At 69.7% G+C, this 18774-nt stretch carries 17 protein-coding genes; 7 read left to right on the forward strand and 10 right to left on the reverse strand.

Annotation, left to right across the window (positions count from 1 at the left end; genetic code table 11):
* Position 1 precedes the first annotated feature (1 nt).
* The 7 genes from KF708C_RS32110 to KF708C_RS32135 all read right to left on the reverse strand — a co-directional run bounded on the left by KF708C_RS32110 (position 2) and on the right by KF708C_RS32135 (position 6517).
* Positions 2-1219, reverse strand: coding sequence for an AAA family ATPase (locus KF708C_RS32110; protein ID WP_059415848.1), 1218 nt, complete (start codon positions 1217-1219; stop codon positions 2-4).
* Positions 1220-1260: 41 nt separating this feature from the next.
* Positions 1261-2613, reverse strand: a complete 1353-nt coding sequence (locus tag KF708C_RS32115; RefSeq protein WP_082080178.1) for a type II and III secretion system protein family protein — start codon at positions 2611-2613, stop codon at positions 1261-1263.
* Between the two features lie 85 nt (positions 2614-2698).
* Positions 2699-3658 carry a Flp pilus assembly protein CpaB gene (gene cpaB / locus KF708C_RS32120; RefSeq protein WP_059415787.1) on the reverse strand — a complete coding sequence of 320 codons (960 nt, stop codon included), beginning with the start codon at positions 3656-3658 and terminating at the stop codon, positions 2699-2701.
* A gap of 70 nt (positions 3659-3728) precedes the next feature.
* Complete coding sequence (locus tag KF708C_RS35240; RefSeq protein WP_082080180.1) at positions 3729-4205, reverse strand: TadE family protein; 477 nt, start codon at positions 4203-4205, stop codon at positions 3729-3731.
* A gap of 84 nt (positions 4206-4289) precedes the next feature.
* Positions 4290-4796, reverse strand: coding sequence for an A24 family peptidase (locus tag KF708C_RS32130; protein ID WP_370552889.1), 507 nt, complete (start codon positions 4794-4796; stop codon positions 4290-4292).
* 4 nt (positions 4797-4800) lie between these two features.
* Positions 4801-4986: a Flp family type IVb pilin gene (locus KF708C_RS35245; protein WP_082080182.1), complete on the reverse strand. Its 186-nt coding sequence runs from the start codon at positions 4984-4986 to the stop codon at positions 4801-4803.
* A 349-nt stretch (positions 4987-5335) separates the two neighbouring features.
* The gene (locus KF708C_RS32135) at positions 5336-6517 is read right to left on the reverse strand and encodes a collagen-like triple helix repeat-containing protein (RefSeq protein ID WP_059415801.1); all 1182 of its coding nucleotides are present in this window, start codon (positions 6515-6517) and stop codon (positions 5336-5338) included.
* A 618-nt stretch (positions 6518-7135) separates the two neighbouring features.
* On the opposite strand from KF708C_RS32135, the gene KF708C_RS32140 reads away from it, so the two are divergent.
* From KF708C_RS32140 to KF708C_RS32155, 4 genes are all read left to right on the forward strand, one after another.
* Positions 7136-8665, forward strand: a complete 1530-nt coding sequence (locus KF708C_RS32140; RefSeq protein WP_059415804.1) for a collagen-like triple helix repeat-containing protein — start codon at positions 7136-7138, stop codon at positions 8663-8665.
* A 204-nt stretch (positions 8666-8869) separates the two neighbouring features.
* The gene (locus tag KF708C_RS32145; protein ID WP_020204981.1) at positions 8870-10537 is read left to right on the forward strand and encodes a ShlB/FhaC/HecB family hemolysin secretion/activation protein; all 1668 of its coding nucleotides are present in this window, start codon (positions 8870-8872) and stop codon (positions 10535-10537) included.
* Between the two features lie 462 nt (positions 10538-10999).
* On the forward strand, positions 11000-13201 hold the full coding sequence (locus KF708C_RS32150; RefSeq protein ID WP_197090461.1) for a TonB-dependent receptor: 2202 nt from the start codon (positions 11000-11002) through the stop codon (positions 13199-13201).
* A 99-nt stretch (positions 13202-13300) separates the two neighbouring features.
* Positions 13301-14092 carry a tetratricopeptide repeat protein gene (locus KF708C_RS32155; RefSeq protein WP_020204983.1) on the forward strand — a complete coding sequence of 264 codons (792 nt, stop codon included), beginning with the start codon at positions 13301-13303 and terminating at the stop codon, positions 14090-14092.
* On the opposite strand, the gene KF708C_RS32160 is transcribed toward KF708C_RS32155, so the two are convergent.
* On the reverse strand, positions 14061-14267 hold the full coding sequence (locus tag KF708C_RS32160) for a dodecin (RefSeq protein WP_020204984.1): 207 nt from the start codon (positions 14265-14267) through the stop codon (positions 14061-14063). The two genes, KF708C_RS32155 and KF708C_RS32160, sit on opposite strands and share 32 nt — an antisense overlap.
* Before the next feature lie 323 nt (positions 14268-14590).
* On the opposite strand from KF708C_RS32160, the gene KF708C_RS32165 reads away from it, so the two are divergent.
* Entirely contained in the window at positions 14591-14842 is a 252-nt protein-coding gene (locus tag KF708C_RS32165; RefSeq protein WP_029044022.1) for a hypothetical protein, read from the forward strand.
* Positions 14843-14870: 28 nt separating this feature from the next.
* Here the strand turns inward: KF708C_RS32165 and KF708C_RS32170 are convergent, their stop codons facing one another.
* Together KF708C_RS32170 and KF708C_RS32175 are read right to left on the reverse strand one after the other, a co-directional pair.
* Positions 14871-15614, reverse strand: a complete 744-nt coding sequence (locus tag KF708C_RS32170) for an SDR family oxidoreductase (protein WP_059415807.1) — start codon at positions 15612-15614, stop codon at positions 14871-14873.
* Positions 15615-15749: 135 nt separating this feature from the next.
* Complete coding sequence (locus KF708C_RS32175; RefSeq protein ID WP_059415814.1) at positions 15750-16658, reverse strand: LysR family transcriptional regulator; 909 nt, start codon at positions 16656-16658, stop codon at positions 15750-15752.
* 226 nt (positions 16659-16884) lie between these two features.
* Here KF708C_RS32175 and KF708C_RS32180 point away from each other — a divergent pair, with 226 nt between their 5' ends.
* Together KF708C_RS32180 and KF708C_RS32185 are read left to right on the forward strand one after the other, a co-directional pair.
* Positions 16885-17709 carry a DNA/RNA non-specific endonuclease gene (locus KF708C_RS32180; RefSeq protein WP_082080186.1) on the forward strand — a complete coding sequence of 275 codons (825 nt, stop codon included), beginning with the start codon at positions 16885-16887 and terminating at the stop codon, positions 17707-17709.
* Positions 17710-17879: 170 nt separating this feature from the next.
* Positions 17880-18587 (forward strand): dienelactone hydrolase family protein, encoded by a 708-nt coding sequence (locus KF708C_RS32185; RefSeq protein ID WP_020204989.1) that lies wholly within the window; start codon positions 17880-17882, stop codon positions 18585-18587.
* Positions 18588-18774 lie beyond the last annotated feature (187 nt).

The following is an 18774-nucleotide window of genomic DNA, read 5'->3' on the forward strand; positions in this document are numbered from 1 at the left end:
GTCAGTTCCCAGCCCGCTCAGTGCGCAACGCGCGCATGGCGCGCAGCGCTTCGGGCAGCTTTTCTTTTACCCGGCCCAGCAAGCCGGCTTCGCTTGCGGTGCCGGCACGGTATCCCAGCTTGTCCACCAGCTGGCCAACGGCACGGACATACGGATCGGCGGGGCTGTCGTCGGCCAGCACCACGCCACGGTTGAGCGCCAGCACCAGCGGCTCGCGCCGGTCGGGCAAGGTGCCGACCGACGTGGCCTCCAGCCGTTGCGCGATCTGCTGCGCATCCACGCCCAGGCGCGCGTCGAAACGCGAGACCAGCAGGTGCAGGTCTTCCCGTTCCACCTCGCGCTTCTTCAGCTCCTGCAACAGCTCGGCCGCCGAGACGATGGCGCCCACGCCCTGGTCCACCATCAGCAGCACCGTGTCGGCGGCCTTGACCAGGTGCGCCATGAACTCGATGTTGCTGAACCCGCCCAGGTCCACCACCTGCAGGTCGAAGAAGGCGCGCAGGCGGTTGAGCAGGCCCAGCGCCTCCATGAAGGAGATGTCGCGCAGCTCCGCCAGCGTGGCCGGCAGCGGCAGCACCACCACGCCGTTGCCGTGGCGCGCCAGCGCGGTCTGCACGAAGACCTGGTCGAAGCGGCGCAGGTTGCGCACGCCCTCGACGAAATGAAAGCCGGGGTTGATGTTCATGTAGAGCGAGCCGTCGCGCGCCGGCAGGCCCAGGTCCATCAGCAGCACCTCGCCGTGGCAGCGCTTGCGCACCGCCGCGGCCAGGTTGGTCGCCAGCGTGGTCGCGCCCACGCCCACGCGCGCGCCCAGCACCGCCACCACCTTGCCGCGCCGCGCGGGCTCGGCCTGGCCGCGCACGGTCAGCAGCCGGCGCACGATCTCCACCGCGCCGCCCGGCGGCGCGGTCATGTCGATGAAATCCTTGGCGCCGCCGCGCAGCGCCGCGAGCATGATCTCCGGCTCGCCGGCATTGCCCACGGCCACCAGCGGCAGCCCCGGATAGAGCCGCGTCACCTGCTCGGCGAGCCGGCCCGAGGCCAGCGCCTGCTCGCGCGAAAAATGCAGGAACACCATGCCCGGGTTGATGGTGGCGATCTGCTCCAGGAACACGTCCTGCGGGCCGGGCTCGACCGCCAGTTGGCCCAGGCTGGAGAGCGCGGCCGACAGCCATTGCCGTGGTTCGGGCTGCGCCGCGTTGAAGAGGAAATAGCCCATCTGCGCCTGCCGCTCCGTGCCTTCGTCCGCCGCGCCGGGATTCATTTCGAGAAGCCCGGCAGGGTGGGATCGATGTATTCGCCCAGCACGTACCAGCCCCACACATTGGGGTTGCCGCTGGTGCGGCCGTCCTCGGTGACCGCGGCCACCGCCGCCGCGCCCTTGGCCAGCGGGCGCACCAGGCGCGGCGTGACCACGATCATCAGCTCGCGGTCCTCCTGGTTGAAATTCAGGTTGCGAAAGAAGGTGCCGATGATCGGCAGGTCGCCGAGGAACGGCACCTTGCTGACGTTGCTGACCGTGTTGCGGCTGACCAGGCCGCCGATCACGAAACTCTCGCCGTCGCCCAGCTCCACCGTGGTGTCGGCGCGGCGCGTGACGATGCCGGGCACCAGCGTGCCGTTGATCGAGACGCCGCGCGAGGGATCGAGATCGCTCGCTTCGGGCGCCACCTTGAGCGCGATGCGGTCCTTGGACAGGATCGTGGGCGTCACGCTCAGGCCGATGCCGAACGGCTTGAACTGGATCGTGGTGGTGCCCAGCGCCTGCGGCACCGGGATCGGAATCTCGCCGCCGGCGAGGAAGCTCGCGCTCTGGCCCGACAGCGCCACCAGGCTGGGCTCGGCCAGCACGCGCGCCATGCCGTTGCTTTCCAGCAGGCTCAGGTTGGCGAAGATGCCGCGCGAGAACGACGCCGCGACGAGGTTGAAGGCGCTGCTGATCGGCAGGCTGACGTCCGTGCTCAGCGAGCCGGTGCCGTTCGCGCCCGGCGTGAAGGTGAACTTGTTCAGCGACGACGGCGCGAACGTGCCGAAGGCGAAGCCGCCGTTGTTGCGATAGAAATTGAAGCCGACCTCCTTGAGCACCGTCTTGCTGATCTCCACCACCTTCACGTCCACCTGCACGGTGCCGCTGACGGGAATGGTCGAGCGGTCTGCCACCATGCCGCCCTTGCCTTCCGCGCCGGCGGTGGCCGCGCGCGCCAGCTGCTGCGCGCGCCAGGCCGACTGCGCATCGCGCGACTGGCCGCTGATGTCGGCGCCCGCGCCCGACACGGCCACGCCGGCGCCGTCGGCCTCGGCCTCGGTGGCGTCCACCTGGACATGGATGGTCCGCGCCGGCTCGCCGCGCGTCCACACCATCAGGTCGGTCGCGCCGGGCTTCTTGGCTACCACCAGCACGCCGTTGGCGCCGCCGCGGTTCTTCAGCAGCAGGGCGTCGGCCACCGCCGGATTGCCGATGGCGACGCGCTCCAGCGGCTGGGCCAGCTGCAACTGCCGCTGGCTGCCGACCACGAGCCGCAGCTCCCGCGGACTCTCCGCCTGCTGCGCCCAGGCGGTGGAAACGGCGCAGCAGACGGCAAGGGTGGCTGCGCCGGCAAGAAGGGATTTCATCAATCGGCTATCCAGAAAGTATGACTGTCCGAAAAGCGCCGCGGCTCGCCAGCGTGACACGCATGGACGGCCGCGGGGCCTTGCTTCATTCGATCTCGCGCTTGCCGCCGCGGATCACCTCGACACTGTTCTGCGCCACGCTGCTCGCCATGCGGCTCCGCGGCGCCGGCACGGCGGACGCGGCCGCCGGCGCCGGCCGGGACGCGGCCTGCTCGCGCCGGGCGGGGCCGGCCACGCCGGCCAGGCTTGCCAGCGCCACCCCGGCCACGGCCCGGTCGGACGCGGTGAGCACGGCCGGCGCGCCGGACGGCAGCCGGGCCTGCAGCGCGGGCGCCGGCTCGGAGAGCAGGTTCTCGGCCGGCACGCTGCCGTCTTCCGGATTGCGCAGCGCCAGCAGCAGGCGTCCGCTCTGCTGCCCCAGCGCCAGCTTGCCGACGTCGGCCACGGGCACCGCCAGCACGGCGGTCTTGGCGCCCTCGCGGCGCACCATCATCTGGTCCGGGGCGGGCTTGGCGGTCTCGATCACGGTGCCCGCGCCGTAGGCCAGCACGCGCAGGCGCGCCAGCAGCAGGCGCGCCTGGCTGCCTTCGATCTCCTGGCCGTCGCGGCGGAACACGGCGAACACGTCGACGAAATCGCCGGGCTGCACCTGGTTGCCCACGCCGATCACCTCATCGACGGCGACGGCCACCGCGCGCTCGCCTTCCTTCACCTGCGAAGCCAGCCCGGCAAGCAACTGGCTTTCGAGCACGGGCACGTTGGCGCCGATGCCGACCAGCGGGATCTGCCCGGCGACGCGCGCCACGTCGGTGTACGCGCCGGTCGGGTTGATCGGCAGCTGCTCGACCTTGAGCGCGTCGGCGGGAACCGGCTTGCCCGCTTCGATCGGCTTGACGGTGATCACCACGGCATGCAGCTCGGCGGCAGCGGCCACCGGCGCCGCCGGCTTGGCCGGCGTGCGCGCCACGCGCCACGCCAGCAGCGCCAGCAGCAGCGCGAGGACGAGCAGCGCGATGGCGAACACGCGAATCTGTTTGCTGGTCATGTGAATCCCTGTCTCAGTTCCGTTGTGGGGTGGTTTCACCGTGCGCCGCGAGGAGCGACGGGCCAGCTAGCTATGTATCGGGAGCAATCTGCACAACGGCGCTGCCGCTGAACGTAGCCGGCAACGGCACGCCCGGCACGATGGGCAGGACGGTATTGGAAGGCAAGCTCAGCGTGACCTTGATGACGCAAGCCGTTACGCTTGCCGGCGCCGTGCAACTGGTGTCGATGGCTTGCGCAACGTTATTGGGGGAAATGGAATTCCGGATGGATGACGGCAACGTCGCCAAGGCCGCCGCCGAAGCAGCGCTGACTCTCAGGCCCAGCGTTGCGGCGGCATTGTTGCTGGCAGCGCCGGCGGGATAGCGCAGAGCCGCACGCGCGCCTTCCTCGGCGGCAAGCGTAAGTGCCTGCTGCATTGCCAGCATCACGCCGAAATAGACGACGCCAATCACCATTGCGAGGAATATCGGCATCACAATGGCGAACTCGAGCGCAGCCGCGCCGGACGAACGCGTCCGCACGGCAAGGATTCCCCGTAATGACATACTTCACCCGGCTGTCTTTTACTTTTAGCGCCGACCGGTGGCGCGAACGCATGGCAGCGGAACTCGACCCACTCCGTGCGACAGTTACTTTCCCGGCAATATGATCCACACCAGCAAACCGACAGCAAGATAGGCGGCATAAGGTATGCCGCGCTCCTCCGCCAATTGCCGAGTCGGGTCCAGTCCTGTCACGCCGGCCAACCGATGCAGCAGGTCCGCGACATGGTCTCGCCACACAGCCCAGACCGCGCTGGCTTGCATACGTACCGCCAGGGCATGCACGAAAGCCAGCAGGCTACCGACGACCCATACCGTCACCAAGCCCGCAGGTCCCGTGAACAACCCGGTCACTGCGAAAAACTTGACGTCACCGGCCCCCATGCGACCCAGCACATAGGCCGGCAGCATGACCAGCAAGCCGATGATGAAACCAAGCAGCCGCGACACAATCGCCGGGTCCGAGATACTGCCGAACAGCAGCATCAGACCAGCGGCTGCGAGCGCAGCGGCCAGGACAGCATTGGATACTTTTCGATAAGCCAGGTCGGTCCAGATAGTCGCCGCGCAGAAAAGAGCGGCAATGGCCGACACGATTTCAGGTTGCCGCCGGCAGAAGCTTGAGAATGCGATCGCCGAGGTTACTGAAAGCAGATGAGAGATTTCCGCCCAAGGTAGTCGCTCCTGTCACGATGCCCATTGCGACCAGCCCCACAATCAACCCGTACTCAATTGCAGTAGCACCCCGTTCGTCCCTGATGAAGCCCGCCAAAGCCTTTTTCATGATGTCACTCCGTATAGGTTTAGTTACCCAACGTCCGCTTACCCCTCCGACACCGCCGGGCTCTTTTGGCCTGGCTAGTATCGAGCAGTAACGCTGGTGAGAGAATTTATAGTTCAAAGCCATGTATCAACCATACCCCCCCTTCGGGTTATATTTGTTTCAGCTTAATGGCTGACGGCCGTTTGAAAACAGTGCGTTTTTAAAGAGCAAAACCACTAATTGCGCCGGATGCCACACCCATCCGGATGAAGCCATCCGGCGCAGCGGTGTAAAAGGATGCGCAGCCGCGGGGTAAGGACGACTGCGCACCATAAAGGCGAAATCAATAGAGAATTAAATAAAACTTTTATCAGTGTGAAGTCAGACCACCGAGCAGATTCGGCAATCCGGGCAGCGCGCCGCTGGCATTTCCGCCAGCGCCCGCTGCCGTATTGCGCAAGCCACCGAGCAATCCGGTAACGGGCGCGAGAAGGCCGGTCACTGGCGCGAGGGCGCCCGCGGCGGCGCCGCTGCCACCCGAACCACCCGCGCCGCCGGCCACCGCGCCGACGACCGGCAGGTTGCCGAGCAGGCCGCCGAGCGGATTGCCGCCGCCGCTGCCACCGGCGGCACCGCCGAGGCCCGGCAGGTTGAGCAGGCCGCCGAGCGGGCTGGTGGCGCTGCCCGAGCCGGGACCGTTCACGACCCCGCCGGCCGCGGCAACGGTCTTGCCGGCCTCGGTCACGACGCCGCCGAGGCTGGATACGATCGGGGCGTGCGTATTGGTGATCAGGCTGCCGCCGCTGGCCACCGAGTTGCCGAGCGTGGCCAGCAGGTTGCCGAGCGGGCCGCCCAGGCCGGTGGCGCCGCCGGCCATCTGCGTGGCGTCGGTGAGCTGCGTGGTCAGCGGCACGATGGCCTTGCTCACGCTGCCCGTCACCTGCGCCACCGGGCCGGTCGACAGTGCCTGGCCGAGGGTGCCGCCGGCCATCGTCACCACGCCGCCGACCTGATTGACCAGCCCGCCCACCGGCGTGGTCACGGCGCCCAGCGGCGCGAGCGGGCCGGTGCCGAGACTGCTGACGAGATCGCCCGCGCTCGATACCGTGACGCCCGCCTTCTGCACCACGTTGCCGGTGCTGGCCACCGTCACGCCGAGCGGGTCGGCCACCGCGCCCATCTTGCCGAGTCCGTCGCGCACGCCCGCGCCGAGCGCGCCGACCGTGTCGCCGGCATTCACCACCACGCCGCCGAGGCTGTTGCGCGTGGCTTCCGGCACCAGCGGCAGCGGCGTGTTCTGGATCTGCTTGCCGATGTCGCTCACGGCATTGCCCGCGGCGATCACCGTGTTGCCCACGCCTTCCGTGACCTTCGCCGTGGGCGTCGTGTCAGCGCTGGTCGGCGTGGTGGGCGTGGTCGGCGTCGAGGGCGCGGTCGGCGTGGCGGGGCTGGCGCCGCTGCCGGACCCGCCGGAGGAGCAGCCGGCCAGCAGCATGAGTGCGGCAGCACAGGCGAGGGTCACGGCCGACATCGGGGCGGATTGCGCTTTCATGGGATCTCCTGGTCTTCCTCGCGGAAGGTTGTGCTAGCGGTTGTTCTGCGAACGGCTTTCGTGGTTGGCTCGGGGACCGGGCCCGCGACGCTGGCGTTGCGCCGTGCGCGGTGCTTGTCGGATGTCATTACCGCAAGCTGCGTGCCATCCGTCCGGCGCGCGCCGGACACGCGCCGCCGGGCAGCCGCGCGGCGCGCCGCAAACCGTTGCCGCACGCGGTCCGGCGCGCCGCCGCCGGGCCGCGTGGCGCGCGCCGGGGCACGGTGCTTCGCTGCCGCCGGCGTGTTACGTGCTACGTAACGTGTTCCCTCGCGACGTTCCGCGCGCCGGCTTTCCTTCGTTCTCGCGGCGGGGTCCGCGGGCCGGCGTTGTTCCGTGCGCGGGCCGCTGCGTTACGTAACGCGTAACGCGGAAAGACCCCGCGCGGGGCCCATGTCTGGTCCTTTTCCGGCCATGTCTCATCCTCCCGAAACCCATGCGTGGCAAGGGCTGGAGAGATTTCGGCAGGTGCCGCGCGCGCATGCCGGCCCGCTCTGGCACACCCTTTGCGCAAAGGAGTGCAACACGACGCGCCAATGCGCACCGTGATTTAAACGACGGGAAAAAAAGGAAAAGGTCATGCGTACTCAACAGATCATCGTCACCACCCTGCTCGGCACCCTTCTGGCACTCGGCGGCTGCGCCAGCGGCGGCGGCACGACGTCGATGGACACCGGCAGCGGCGCAGGCACCGGCGCGGGCACTGGCGCAGGTACCGGCGCAGGTACGGGCACGGGCGGCGGCAGCAACGGCGGGAACAACGCCGGCAATAACGGGGGCAGCAACGGGGGCGACAGCGGCGGCAGCAATGGTGGCAATAACGGTGGCAACAACGGCGGCGGCACCACGCCGGCCGCGCTGACGCCGACCAGCCAGATCGTCAACCAGGCCGGCAACGTGGTGACTACCACCGGCAACGTGGTGAGCGACCTCGGCACGCAGATCAAGAACACCAACCTGCCCATCCTCTCCACCGAATCGAAGGATGGCCTGGGCGGCGTGATCGGCTCGCTCGGCGCGGCGGTGAGCACGCTGGGCACCGGCGTGCGGGACGGGCTGGGCAACATGCCCAATGCCGCCAACCCGCTCGGCACCACGGTGGCCAGCACCGGCGGCGTGGTGAGCCAGGTGGGCAACGCCGTGACCAACGCGGGCGCGCTGGTCAGCGGCCTGGGCAGCGGCCCGCTGGCGCCGCTGGGCGCGGTGACGACGCCGGTCGGCTCGCTGGTGTCGCAGCTCGGCACCGCCGTCAACGGCGTGGGCGGCAAGCTCGGCCAGGCGCTGTCGACGGGCCCGGTCGAACAAGTCACCGGCGGCGTCAGCAAGCTGATCGTGCCGCTGACCTCGCAGCTCACCAGCGCCACGCAGACGCTTGGCGCGGCCACCGGCCTCGGCGCGCCGGTGAACAACCTGCTGACGACGCTGGGCGGCGGCATCGCGCAGATCGGCAACACGGTCAAGCAGACCGACACGCCGGTGGTGTCCGGCGTCGGCGGCATCGTGGCCGGCGCGGGCACCACGGTGGCGGCCCTCGGCGGCGCGGTCTACAACCCCAGCGGCAGCGCGGGCGGCAATCCGCTGGCACCGGTCACCGGCCTGCTGGGCGGACTCACGGGCGGCCTTGGCGGCGGCAGCGGCACGAGCAACCCGCTCGCGCCGGTCACGGGCCTCGTTGGCGGCCTTACCGGCGGTCTCGGCGGACTCGGTGGTGGTGCCGGCGGCGCCGCGAACAACCCGCTCGCGCCCGTCACCAGCCTGGTCAGCGGTCTCACCAGTGGTCTTACCGGCGGCCTCGGCAATCTCGGCGGCGCGGCCGGCGGCGGCGCGGGCAATCCGCTCGCGCCCGTCACGGGCCTGGTCAGCGGCCTGGTGGGCGCGGTCTCCGGCGCGGCCGGTAACGCAGGCAGCGCAGGCGGCGCGGCCGGGGCCGGCGGCAATCCGCTGGCTCCGGTAACGGGCCTCGTCGCGGGACTGACCGGCGGCAACGGCGCGAGCAGCGGCGGCACCAGCGGTGCCGGCAGCGCGGGCGGCAGCAAGCCGCTCGCGCCGGTGACGGGCCTAGTGGGCGGATTGCTCGGCGGCCTCGGCAACCTCGGCGGCAAGCGCTGATCCCGCGCTCCGCCACGCAGCAGCGCATGCCGTGCCTTGACAGGCAACGGCATGCGAAATACAAGAGTGGGCGCGGCGCGAGCCGCCCGACACAACAGAACGCGATGGCCATGCGGCACCGCCGGGGATAGCGGCCCCCCGGCGCGATTGGCACGGCGCGTGACAGCCGCAAGCAGGTTTAACGGAAAATCCAGGGGTAAGACCATGACGCACACACGCCTGCGCGCCGCCGCCTTGGCACTCGGCCTCGCCGCCTGCCACGGCGCCGGCGCCGAGCCGCGCAGCCCGGTCCAGGGCGATCCCACGCAGACCCTGCCGAGCATCGCGCCGGCGCGTCCGCCCGAGAGCAAGGTCACGGTCCAGGTGGAGCGGCCCGATTCGGCGCTGCAGAACCTGCTGTCGAGCAAGCTCACGCCGCAGCGCTTCCAGATCGAAGGCGTGAAGGCGATCCCGTTCGCGGAGATCGCGGCGAAGTTCTCGCCGCTGGCGGGCAAGGAGATCACGGTGGCGCAGTTGCTGGAAACGGCCAAGGAAGTCACCGACATGTACCAGCAGCGCGGCTATCCGCTGTCCTTCGCCTTCGTGCCGGCGCAGAGCTTCGAGAACGGCAACGTGATCGTCACCGTGGTGGAAGGGCACGTCGCCACGGTCACGGTGCGCGGCGAGGCGGGCCCGGTCGAAGCCCGCCTGCGCGCCATCGCCGACAAGCTCAAGGAGGACACGCCGCTGCGCCGCGAGACCTTCGAGCACTACGTCAACGTGCTGGCGCTGCAGCCGGGCGTGCAGGTGGCCGCCACCGTGCAGCCGCCGCAGACCACCGACGGCGCCTGCGAGATGGTGCTCGACGTCAAGCGCAAGCCCTTCACGTTCGGCACCGCGCTCGATTACCGCTCGCCCGGCATCCGCGGCGTCGTCACCGCCACCACCAACGGCCTCACGCCGCTGGGCGAGCAGCTGTCGGTGTCGGCGCTGGTGCCGAAGGGGCCGGACCACGAGGAATACTACGTGGCCAGCTACGGCCAGCCGATCGGCACCGAAGGCATGATCGCGCGGCTGAGCGCGTCGCACTACCGCGGCGTGCCCGAGAACGGCACGCTGGAGCAGCTCGGCTTCAACTCGCGCTACGTGAACGACACCAAGCGCCTGGGCGGCACGCTGAGCTATCCGGTCATCCTCAACAACGCGCATTCGCTCACGGCCACCGGCGGCGTCTATGCCAACGACCAGTTCGAGCGCTATACGCAGGCCGGCACCGACCGCCAGATCGCGCTGACCACGCACGTGCGCGTGCTGAGCGCGGAGCTGTCCTACGTGCAGCGGCAGGAGGGCCAGACGCGCAGCGCCACGCTCGGCGTCTACAAGGGCATCGACGCGCTCGGCGCGCTGCGCGAGAACAACGTCAACGACCTGAGCTTCCTGCGCACGCGGCTGATCGCGTCGCAGGCGACCGACCTGCCGCTGGGCTTCGGCGTGGCGGTGTCGGCCGCCGGGCAGTACAGCGCGCAGCGCCTGGCCTCGAGCGAGCAGATCAGCTTCGGCGGGCGCTTCTTCGGCCTCGGCTACCCGCCCGGCGAAGTGGCGGGCGACAAGGGCTGGGGCGCGTCGGCGGAGATCAACCGGCTGTTCACGCCGGGGCTGACCTACCTGAAGACGATCCAGCCCTATGTGTGGTTCGACATGGCGCGCGTGTATTCGAACAGCGTGTCGCTGGTGCACCGCACGCTGTCCTCGGTGGCCATCGGCCTGCGCTTTTCCGACCGGCGCTACTACTCGCTGGACCTGTCGGTCGCCCAGCCGGTCGGCGACAAGCCGGTCAATGCCGCGCGGCGCTCGCCGCGCCTGAACGCGACCTACTCCTACCAGTTCGAGTGATGGCGCGGACAACGCCGTTTCGACGGCGGTTTGCGCAGATCCTCCTGAACCGGCGGCAGCGCCGCGGCTGACGGCCGCGGCGCCCTGCCGTCTTCCCGCAAGGCGGGAAAACACGCGGACCCGGCGAATGCCCGGGCACTGGCGTGTCCCCGTCGCCGCGCCGCCCGCCTCCCCGCTCCATCCCGGCTTCCCCCTCCGTCCCGACCTGTTTTTCCGCTCCCCGGCTACCGGCGTCCCCGTGTATCCCGTCCAGGCACGGCGACAGAATCACTTTTGTTCCACGCATGTAACGTTTTGTGTACACGTCGTTCACCTGTATGTCTTGACGGACATATAAGAGTCAAATGATAATCTGTCTCATTCTCAATATTATTTAAGAAAACAGGGGTAATCGTGCAGACTGTTGTTGCCGCCGGGAAGAACAAAAGACACCAGATTCCGCGCCTGTCGGGCGCCGTGGGCATGGCCGTGGCCGCCGCGCCCGTCGCCGCGCAGACGGCCGGCAGCGTGGAGCTGCCGCACGTGACGGTGGTGGGCACCGCCGACAGCGGCTTCAAGGCGGACACGGCCTCCTCGATCAAGACGCCGGCGGCGCTGCTCGATACGCCCAAGTCGATCACCGTGATTCCGCAGGAAGTGATCCAGAGCACCGCCTCGACCAGCCTCAGCGAAGTGCTGCGCACGGTCCCCGGCATCGCCTTCGGTGCCGGCGAGGGCGGCAACCCGGTCGGCGACCGCCCGTTCATCCGAGGCTACGACGCGCAGGCCAGCACCTTCCTCGACGGCTTCCGCGACATCGGCTCGCAGAGCCGCGAACTGTTCAACGTGGAGTCGGTGGAAGTCACCAAGGGCCCGGCCGGTGCTTACGACGGGCGCGGCTCGGCCGGCGGCAGCATCAACATCGTCAGCAAGGCGCCCAAGCTGGGCAACTTCGCCGAAGGCAACGTCAGCCTCGGCAATGCCGACTACAAGCGCGGCACCGCCGACGGCAACTGGCAATTCGCCGACCACGCCGCGTTCCGCCTGAACGCGATGTACCACGATGCCGACGTGCCCGGCCGCGACGCCACGCACGCCAACCGCTGGGGCTTCGCGCCGTCGCTGGCATTCGGCCTGGGTACCGACACGCGCCTGACGCTGTCGTACTACCACATGCAGTCCGACGACATCCCGGACACCGGCATCCCCTACGACAACCCGGCCTTCAACCGCCGCACCGACGGCCGCCAGCGCACGCGCGCGGCCGGCGACGGCTCGCCGCTGAACGTGCCGCGCAACACGTTCTACGGCCTGCTCGACCGCGATTTCCGCAAGGACAAGGCCGACATGGGCACGGTGCGCTTCGAGCACGATTTCAGCCCGGCGCTCAAGTTCCGCAACCAGACGCGCTTCGCCCGCACCACGCAGGACTACATCTGGACCCAGCCCGACGACAGCCAGGGCAACATCTACTACGACATGGTCTGGCGCCGCACCAACACGCGCATCGCCACCGCGCGGACCATCGCCAACCAGACCGACCTGTCCGGCGAATTCGCCACCGGCACGGTCAAGCACAAGTATGCGTTCGGCGTGGAGTTCGCGCAGGAAAAGAGCGAGAACGACAGCTACACCGTGGCCACCGGCAACAACCGCTGCCCCGCCGGCCCGGGCGCCGCCGGCGGCTACAACTGCACCACGCTGTTCAACCCGAACCCCAACGACCCCTGGACCGGCGCGATCACGCGCAACAACAACCCGAGCAACTCCAAGACCAACACCACCTCGGTCTACGCCTTCGACTCGATCGAGCTGACCAAGCAATGGCTGTTCAACGGCGGCGTGCGCTTCGACCACTACAGCGCGGACTTCCAGGCCACGCGCGCGGCCGACGGCAGCCGCGCCGAGTACTCGCGCGACGACAACCTGTTCAACTACCAGCTCGGCCTGGTGTTCAAGCCGGTGGAGAACGGCAGCGTCTATTTCTCGTACGGCACTTCGTCCACGCCGGCCGGCTCGTTCCTGTCGCAGGGCAGCGACGGCAGCGCGCTGGCCCCGGACCGCGCCGGCAACCGCGGCGACCAGCTCGCGCCGGAAAAGAACCGCGCGTTCGAGCTCGGCACCAAGTGGGACGTGCTGAACAAGCGCCTGCAACTGACCGCCGCCATCTTCCGCGTGGAAACCACCAATGCCCGCATCGTCCAGCAGGACGGCACCGCGATCATGGCCGGCAACAAGCGCGTGGACGGCGTGGAACTGGGCTTCGCCGGCAACGTCACCGACAAGTGGGCGGTGTTCGGCGGCTATACCCACCTGAAGAGCGAGCTGCGCAAGAACGGCGGCTCGGGCGCCGCCTTCGGCAGCACCGACGGCCAGTCCTTCCCCAACACCCCGGCGGACAGCTTCAGCGCGTGGACGACCTACCAGGCCCTGCCCAACTTCACGGTGGGCGGCGGCGCGTACTACGTGTCGAAGATCTGGGGCAACGAGGCGACCAACAAGTGGGTGCCGTCGTACTGGCGCTTCGACGCGATGGCGGCGTACCGCCTCAACAAGAACGTCGGCCTGCAACTGAACCTGCTGAACCTGACCAACAAGGTCTACTACAACCAGGCCTATGCCAGCCACTACGCATCGATCGCGCCGGGCCGCGCGGCCATCGTGAGCCTCAACCTGCGCTACTGAGCGCGCGCGGCGCGGGCTGCCCGCCGGCGGACCCGCGGCAAACCAACGCGGCACACCTTGTCCACGGGCGCGGTGTGCCGTTTTTCCTTCTTTCCTCGCATGGACACACTGCCTTTTCGCATCGCCTCACCGGGCGAACTGGACCAGCTCGGCGCGGCCGGGCTGGCCGGCAAGCTGCGCGAGCCCGCGCACCTCGCGCTGCCCTGGCTGGGCGGCGCGGCCGTGCGGGGCGACCTCGACGCGCAGATGATCCTCGGCCAGTGGTTCCTGGCCGGCCACGGCGTGGCGCGCGACGAGGCCCGCGCCTTCGCCTGGTTCAAGCATGCCGCCCACGCCGGGCACGCCGGCGCCGCCAACATGGCGGGGCGCTGCTACGAGAACGGCTGGGGCACCGCGCGCGACGACCGCGCCGCGGCGCAGTGGTACACGCTGGCCGCGCAGCGCGGCTCGGACTGGGGCATGTACAACCTGGCCACGGCGCTGGTGCTTGGCCGCGGCATCGCCGCCAGCCGCGCCGACGCGCTGGCGTGGTACCGGCGCGCCGCCGACATGGGGCATGCCAAGTCGCTCAACATCGTGGGTGGCTTCTATGAAGACGGCTGGGAGGTGGAGCGCGACACCGCGGCGGCGATGGACTACTACCGCCGCTCGGCCGAGGCCGGCGACTTCCGCGGCCAGTTCAACTACGCGCGCGCGCTGGCGCTGTGCGGCCAGGACAGCGAGGCGATCCGCTGGGTGCGCCAGGTGCCGCGGACCGCCAACGCGCCCTTCGTCGAGAAAATGCTCGACTTCCTGCGCGACGCGCCCGACGCCGCGCTCAACCGGCTGTTCCGCCATGCGGACGCCGCCGCGCGGCAGTTCAGGTCACCCGAAAGCCGATCTTCAGCGTGACCTGGTAGTGCGCCACCTCGCCATCCTCGATGTGGCCGCGCGTCTCCACCACTTCGAACCAGTCGATGTGCTTGATGGTCTCGCCGGCCTTCGCGATGGCGCTGCGGATGGCCGCGTCGCAGCCATCCGGCGAGGAGCCCACGATCTCGACCAGCTTGTAGGTGTGGTTTGACATGTCTGCCTCCTTGGCGCGGCGCGTCGGGCCCGCCTGTTCATCATAGGCAGCCCCGCCGGCAAAGCCCAAGCGCGGCAACGCGGCAGGCACCGCATCGCGCGGGCGCGGCGCGATGGCCCGCGCATGCGGACGGACTGCATCGCGCGACACCCGGCCGGGAGGCGCCGGCGGCATATGCCGCATGCGGCTGCCACTTTGCCGCCCGGTGTTGCCCGGTGTTGCCGAACCGGCGAAACGGCCGCTGGCGGCGGCGAAAGTGTTTGTCCTTTCCGCCACATACGTTCTACCTTACGAGTGTGCGCCCTGCCTTTTCGGAGACCGCAATGGCAATACGCTCTACCGCATCACACAGCACCGCGCAGTTAAGACGCCTGGTCGGACAATTGCAGGCGGAACTCGATTCGCTCGATCACCTGGCCATCTTCGACGCCGAAACGCAGACCGCGCTGGGCCAGGCGCGCGAGCGCCTCACCCAGGGCATCGAAGCCATCGAGGATGCCATCCTGAGCCTGCGCACGCTGCAGCAGGTGCGCCCGTCCGGCGTGCGGGCCCGCAAGACGCCGCGCGTCGCCTGACGCGGCGCGCGGCAACTGCTGCGAAATCTCAGAACTCCTGCACGGTCGGGCGCAGCACGATCTCGTTGATGTCCACGTCCGCCGGCTGCTCGATCGCGTAGGCGATCGCGCGCGCCACCGAGTCCGCGGGAATCGCCTGCTGGTAGAACTCGTTCACGGTCTGCGCGCTTTGCGCATGGCTGCTGCCGAGCTTGAGCTCCGAGTCCACCGCGCCCGGCGAGATCACCGTGGTGCGGATGGCGCCGCCCACTTCATGGCGCAGGCCCTCGGAAATCGCGCGCACCGCGAACTTGGTGCCGCTGTACACGGTGCCGCCCGGGCTGAACACCTTCACGCCGGCCACCGAGGCGATGTTGATGAAATGCCCCGCGCCCTGCTTCTGGAACACCGGCAGCGCCGCGGCGATGCCGTACAGCACGCCCTTGACGTTGATGTCGATCATGCGCTCCCACTCATCGACCTTGCCTTCGCTCAGCGGCGCGATCGCCATCAGGCCGGCGTTGTTGACCATCACGTCGACGCGGCCGAAGCTGGCCACGGCCTTTTGCACCACTGCCTCCACGTCGGCGCGGCGGCTGACGTCGGCCACCACGGTCTCGGCGCGGCCGCCCCTGGCTCGGATCTGCGCCGCCAGCGCTTCGAGGCGGTCGCCGCGGCGCGCGGCCAGCACCAGGAGCGCGCCGGCCACGGCCAGGTGATGCGCGGTAGCCTCGCCCAGCCCGCTGCTGGCGCCCGTGATGACGACGACCTTGCCTTCGATACCTTTGCTCATTTCCTGCTCCGTTGGATGCGGGCTCCCCGGCCCGCCACGAAGCCATTATGTCGGCCGCGACCATCCATAAAAATGGAAATATTCTGATTTCAGTATTCCGGAATCTGGAATATCCGGCACACCCGTCGATACGGCTCAGGACTCGGCCGCCGCCATGTTGCCGAAGTAGGCGACCAGCGCGTCGAACACCAGCCGGATGCGCATCGGCACCGGGCTGCGCCGCGAGCGGTAGATGTACAGACCCCACGGCGCCGGCGCATGGCGCTCCAGCACGCTGACCAGCCGGCCCGAGCGCAGGTGCGGCTGCGCGAGGTAGTCCGGCAGTTGCCCGTAGGCCAGGCCGGCGAGGATCGCCTCCATCTCGGTCTCGGGGTCGTCGGTCAGGAAGGCCGGCGAGCGCGGCGTGAACTGCTCGCCCTGGGCGAAGTACCAGGGCCACGCGCGCCCGGTGCTGCGGTCGATCAGGCCGGTGGCGGGCAGCGCCGCGAGGTCGGCCAGGCTGGCCGGCTTGCCCACGCGCGCCACCAGCTCGGGCGTGCCCACCACGTGGAAGGCCACCCGCGTGGTCATGCGCGCCACCAGGCGCTGGTCGCGGAACATGCCCAGGCGCAGGCCGATGTCGATCTCGTCGTCGACCACGTCCGCCAGTTGCTCGGACAGGCGGATGTCGAGCGTGATGCCGGGATGGGCCAGCGCCAGCGGCCGCAGCGCGGCCAGCAGGTGCTGGCGGCCCAGCGTGCTGGGCGCGGTGATGCGCACCACGCCCTTGAGCTCGCTGTCGGAGCGGCTGGCCGGATGCGCGAACAGGCTGTCCACGTCGAGCAGCGCCGCGCGGGCGCGCTCGGCCAGCCGCTCGCCCGCCGCGGTGATGCGGATCTGGCGCGTGTTGCGGTGGAACAGCGGCTCGCCGACCGCCTCCTCGAGGTCCTGGATGGCGCGCGTCACGGTCTGCGGCGACGTGCCGAGCCGCGCCGCGGCTGCCTTGAACGAGGCCGACTCCGCCGCCGCGCAGAAGATCCTCAGCATTTCCAGCCGGTTGAGCATGGGTGTGGGCGCCTTGTCCTTGTATGTGCGCGTGCGCGCGGCGATGGCGCGCGCGCGACACGAAACGGCGATTATAAAAGCGGGCCGGGCAGGCCGCACTCTGGCAGAATGCGCGACGCCCGCGGCCCGGGCCGGCCCGGCAGGTCCGATGCCCGGGTGCCGCGCGGCCTGCCATCGCGCCCGCGCGGCCGCCTTGCGCGGGCTGCCCCGTATTTCCACACGCAGAATGAAGACAGCATCAGCATCACCGGCAACGAAAAAGGCCGCGGCAATCGCACTGACGGCCCTGTTCCTCGCCACGGCGGCGGCACTGGCACCGCCCGCCACGGCCAAGTCCCGCGGCATCAACCCGCAGAGCGCGCCGCCCGCAGTAGGCACGGCCGCTTTCTCGCAATGCCCGCAGTTCTTCGCGCAGCAGGCCGCGCCGAGGCTGCGCGACGACCCGCTGGCCAGAACGCGCGCGCTTTGCTACGACGCCTTCGCGGTGCTCCACTCGGGCCGCAGCAAGACCCCGCTGTACGTGGCCGAGCGCCTGTCGCGCAGCCAGCTGGCCGACGCCCGCGACGAGCCGCGCACCGACCGCTTCTTCGCCGACGCGCGCCTGCCGCGCGCCGAGCGCGCCGAGCTCGACGACTACAAGGGCAGCGGCTATGACCGCGGCCACCTCTCGCCGGCGGCCAACCAGCCGACCGCGCAGGCGATGGCGCAGAGCTTCTCGCTCGCCAACATGGTCCCGCAGGCGCCGCAGAACAACCGCCGCGCGTGGGCCTCGATCGAGAAGGCCACGCGCAGGTACGCGCTGCGCGCCGGCGGCGACGTCTACGTGATCTCCGGCCCGGTCTTCGAGGGCCGGGTGCAGACCATCGGCAGCGACAACGTCTGGGTGCCGAAATACCTCTACAAGCTGGTCTACGACCCGGCGGCCAACCGCGCCTGGGCGCACTGGATCGAGAACACCGACGAGGCACGCCCGGGCAAGCCGATTTCCTACGGCGAACTGGTGCGCCGCACCGGCATCGAATTCCTGCCGGGCGCGCACCTGGCGGACTGAAGACTGAAGGCGCGCCGCACCCGAAAAGCGCGGAAGTGGCACACTTGCGGTTTGCCGCGCGCGGCGGCCAGCGGCGCCCGTGTCACGGCGGCGCCGCATCGCCGCGCTAGCCTGGCCTTTGTGTTTTCGTCTCGCCAGTTTTTGTCTCACTAACGATGGAGCAAGCCCCAATGCCGAACAATAGCCAATGGATCCGCGTCGAAACCGAAGGCGGCGCCTTCGATGCCTACCTGGCGCTGCCGCCGGCCGGCAAGACCGCCGGCGCCCCCGGGATCGTGCTGGTGCAGGAGATCTTCGGTGTCAATGAACATATCCGCGCCGTGGCGGACCAGTACGCGGCCGACGGCTACGTGGTGCTGGCCCCCGACGTGTTCTGGCGCGACGCGCCGCGCGTGGAGCTGGGCTATGCCGGCGACGACATGAAGCGCGCGCTGGAGCTGCGCCAGAAGGTCGACGTGGAACTGGCGCTCAAGGACATCGCCGCCACCGCCGAAGCCCTGCGCGCGCAGATCGGCGCGGGCGGCAAGATCGCCGTGGTGGGCTACTGCTTCGGCGGCCTGCTGGCCTACCTGAGCGCGGCGCGCGGGCTGGTCGACGCGGCCGTGCCGTACTACGGCGGCGGCATCCAGAACAACCTGCAGGAAGCGGCCAGCATCAAGGTGCCGGTGCAGTTCCACTACGGCGCGCTCGACGCGCATATCCCGGCCGAAGCCGTCGCCAGCGTGCGCGCCGCCGTGGCCGGCAACCCGCGCGCGGAGATCCACGTCTACCCGCAGGCCGATCACGGCTTCAACTGCTGGGCGCGCGGCTCCTACCACCAGCCCTCCGCCGTGCTCGCGCATGGCCGCACGCTGACCTTCCTGGCCGGCGTGCTGTAATCCCCGCCGCGGCCTGCGGCCGCGCGCCCGCCCGCGCCACGCCGTCCCTCCGGCGCGGGCCATCCTTCCCCCCAAACCTCCCCCCGCCGGGGCGCCTTGCGCCGAATCCGCGCCGCCCGTATGCTGGCCGACGTTCGCCAACGCCGCCGTTCCCCGCGCCCCGTCCATGCCACCGGCGCCGGGAGAT

The organism is Cupriavidus basilensis, from assembly GCF_000876015.1.
Classification (GTDB): Bacteria; Pseudomonadota; Gammaproteobacteria; order Burkholderiales; family Burkholderiaceae; genus Cupriavidus; species Cupriavidus basilensis_B.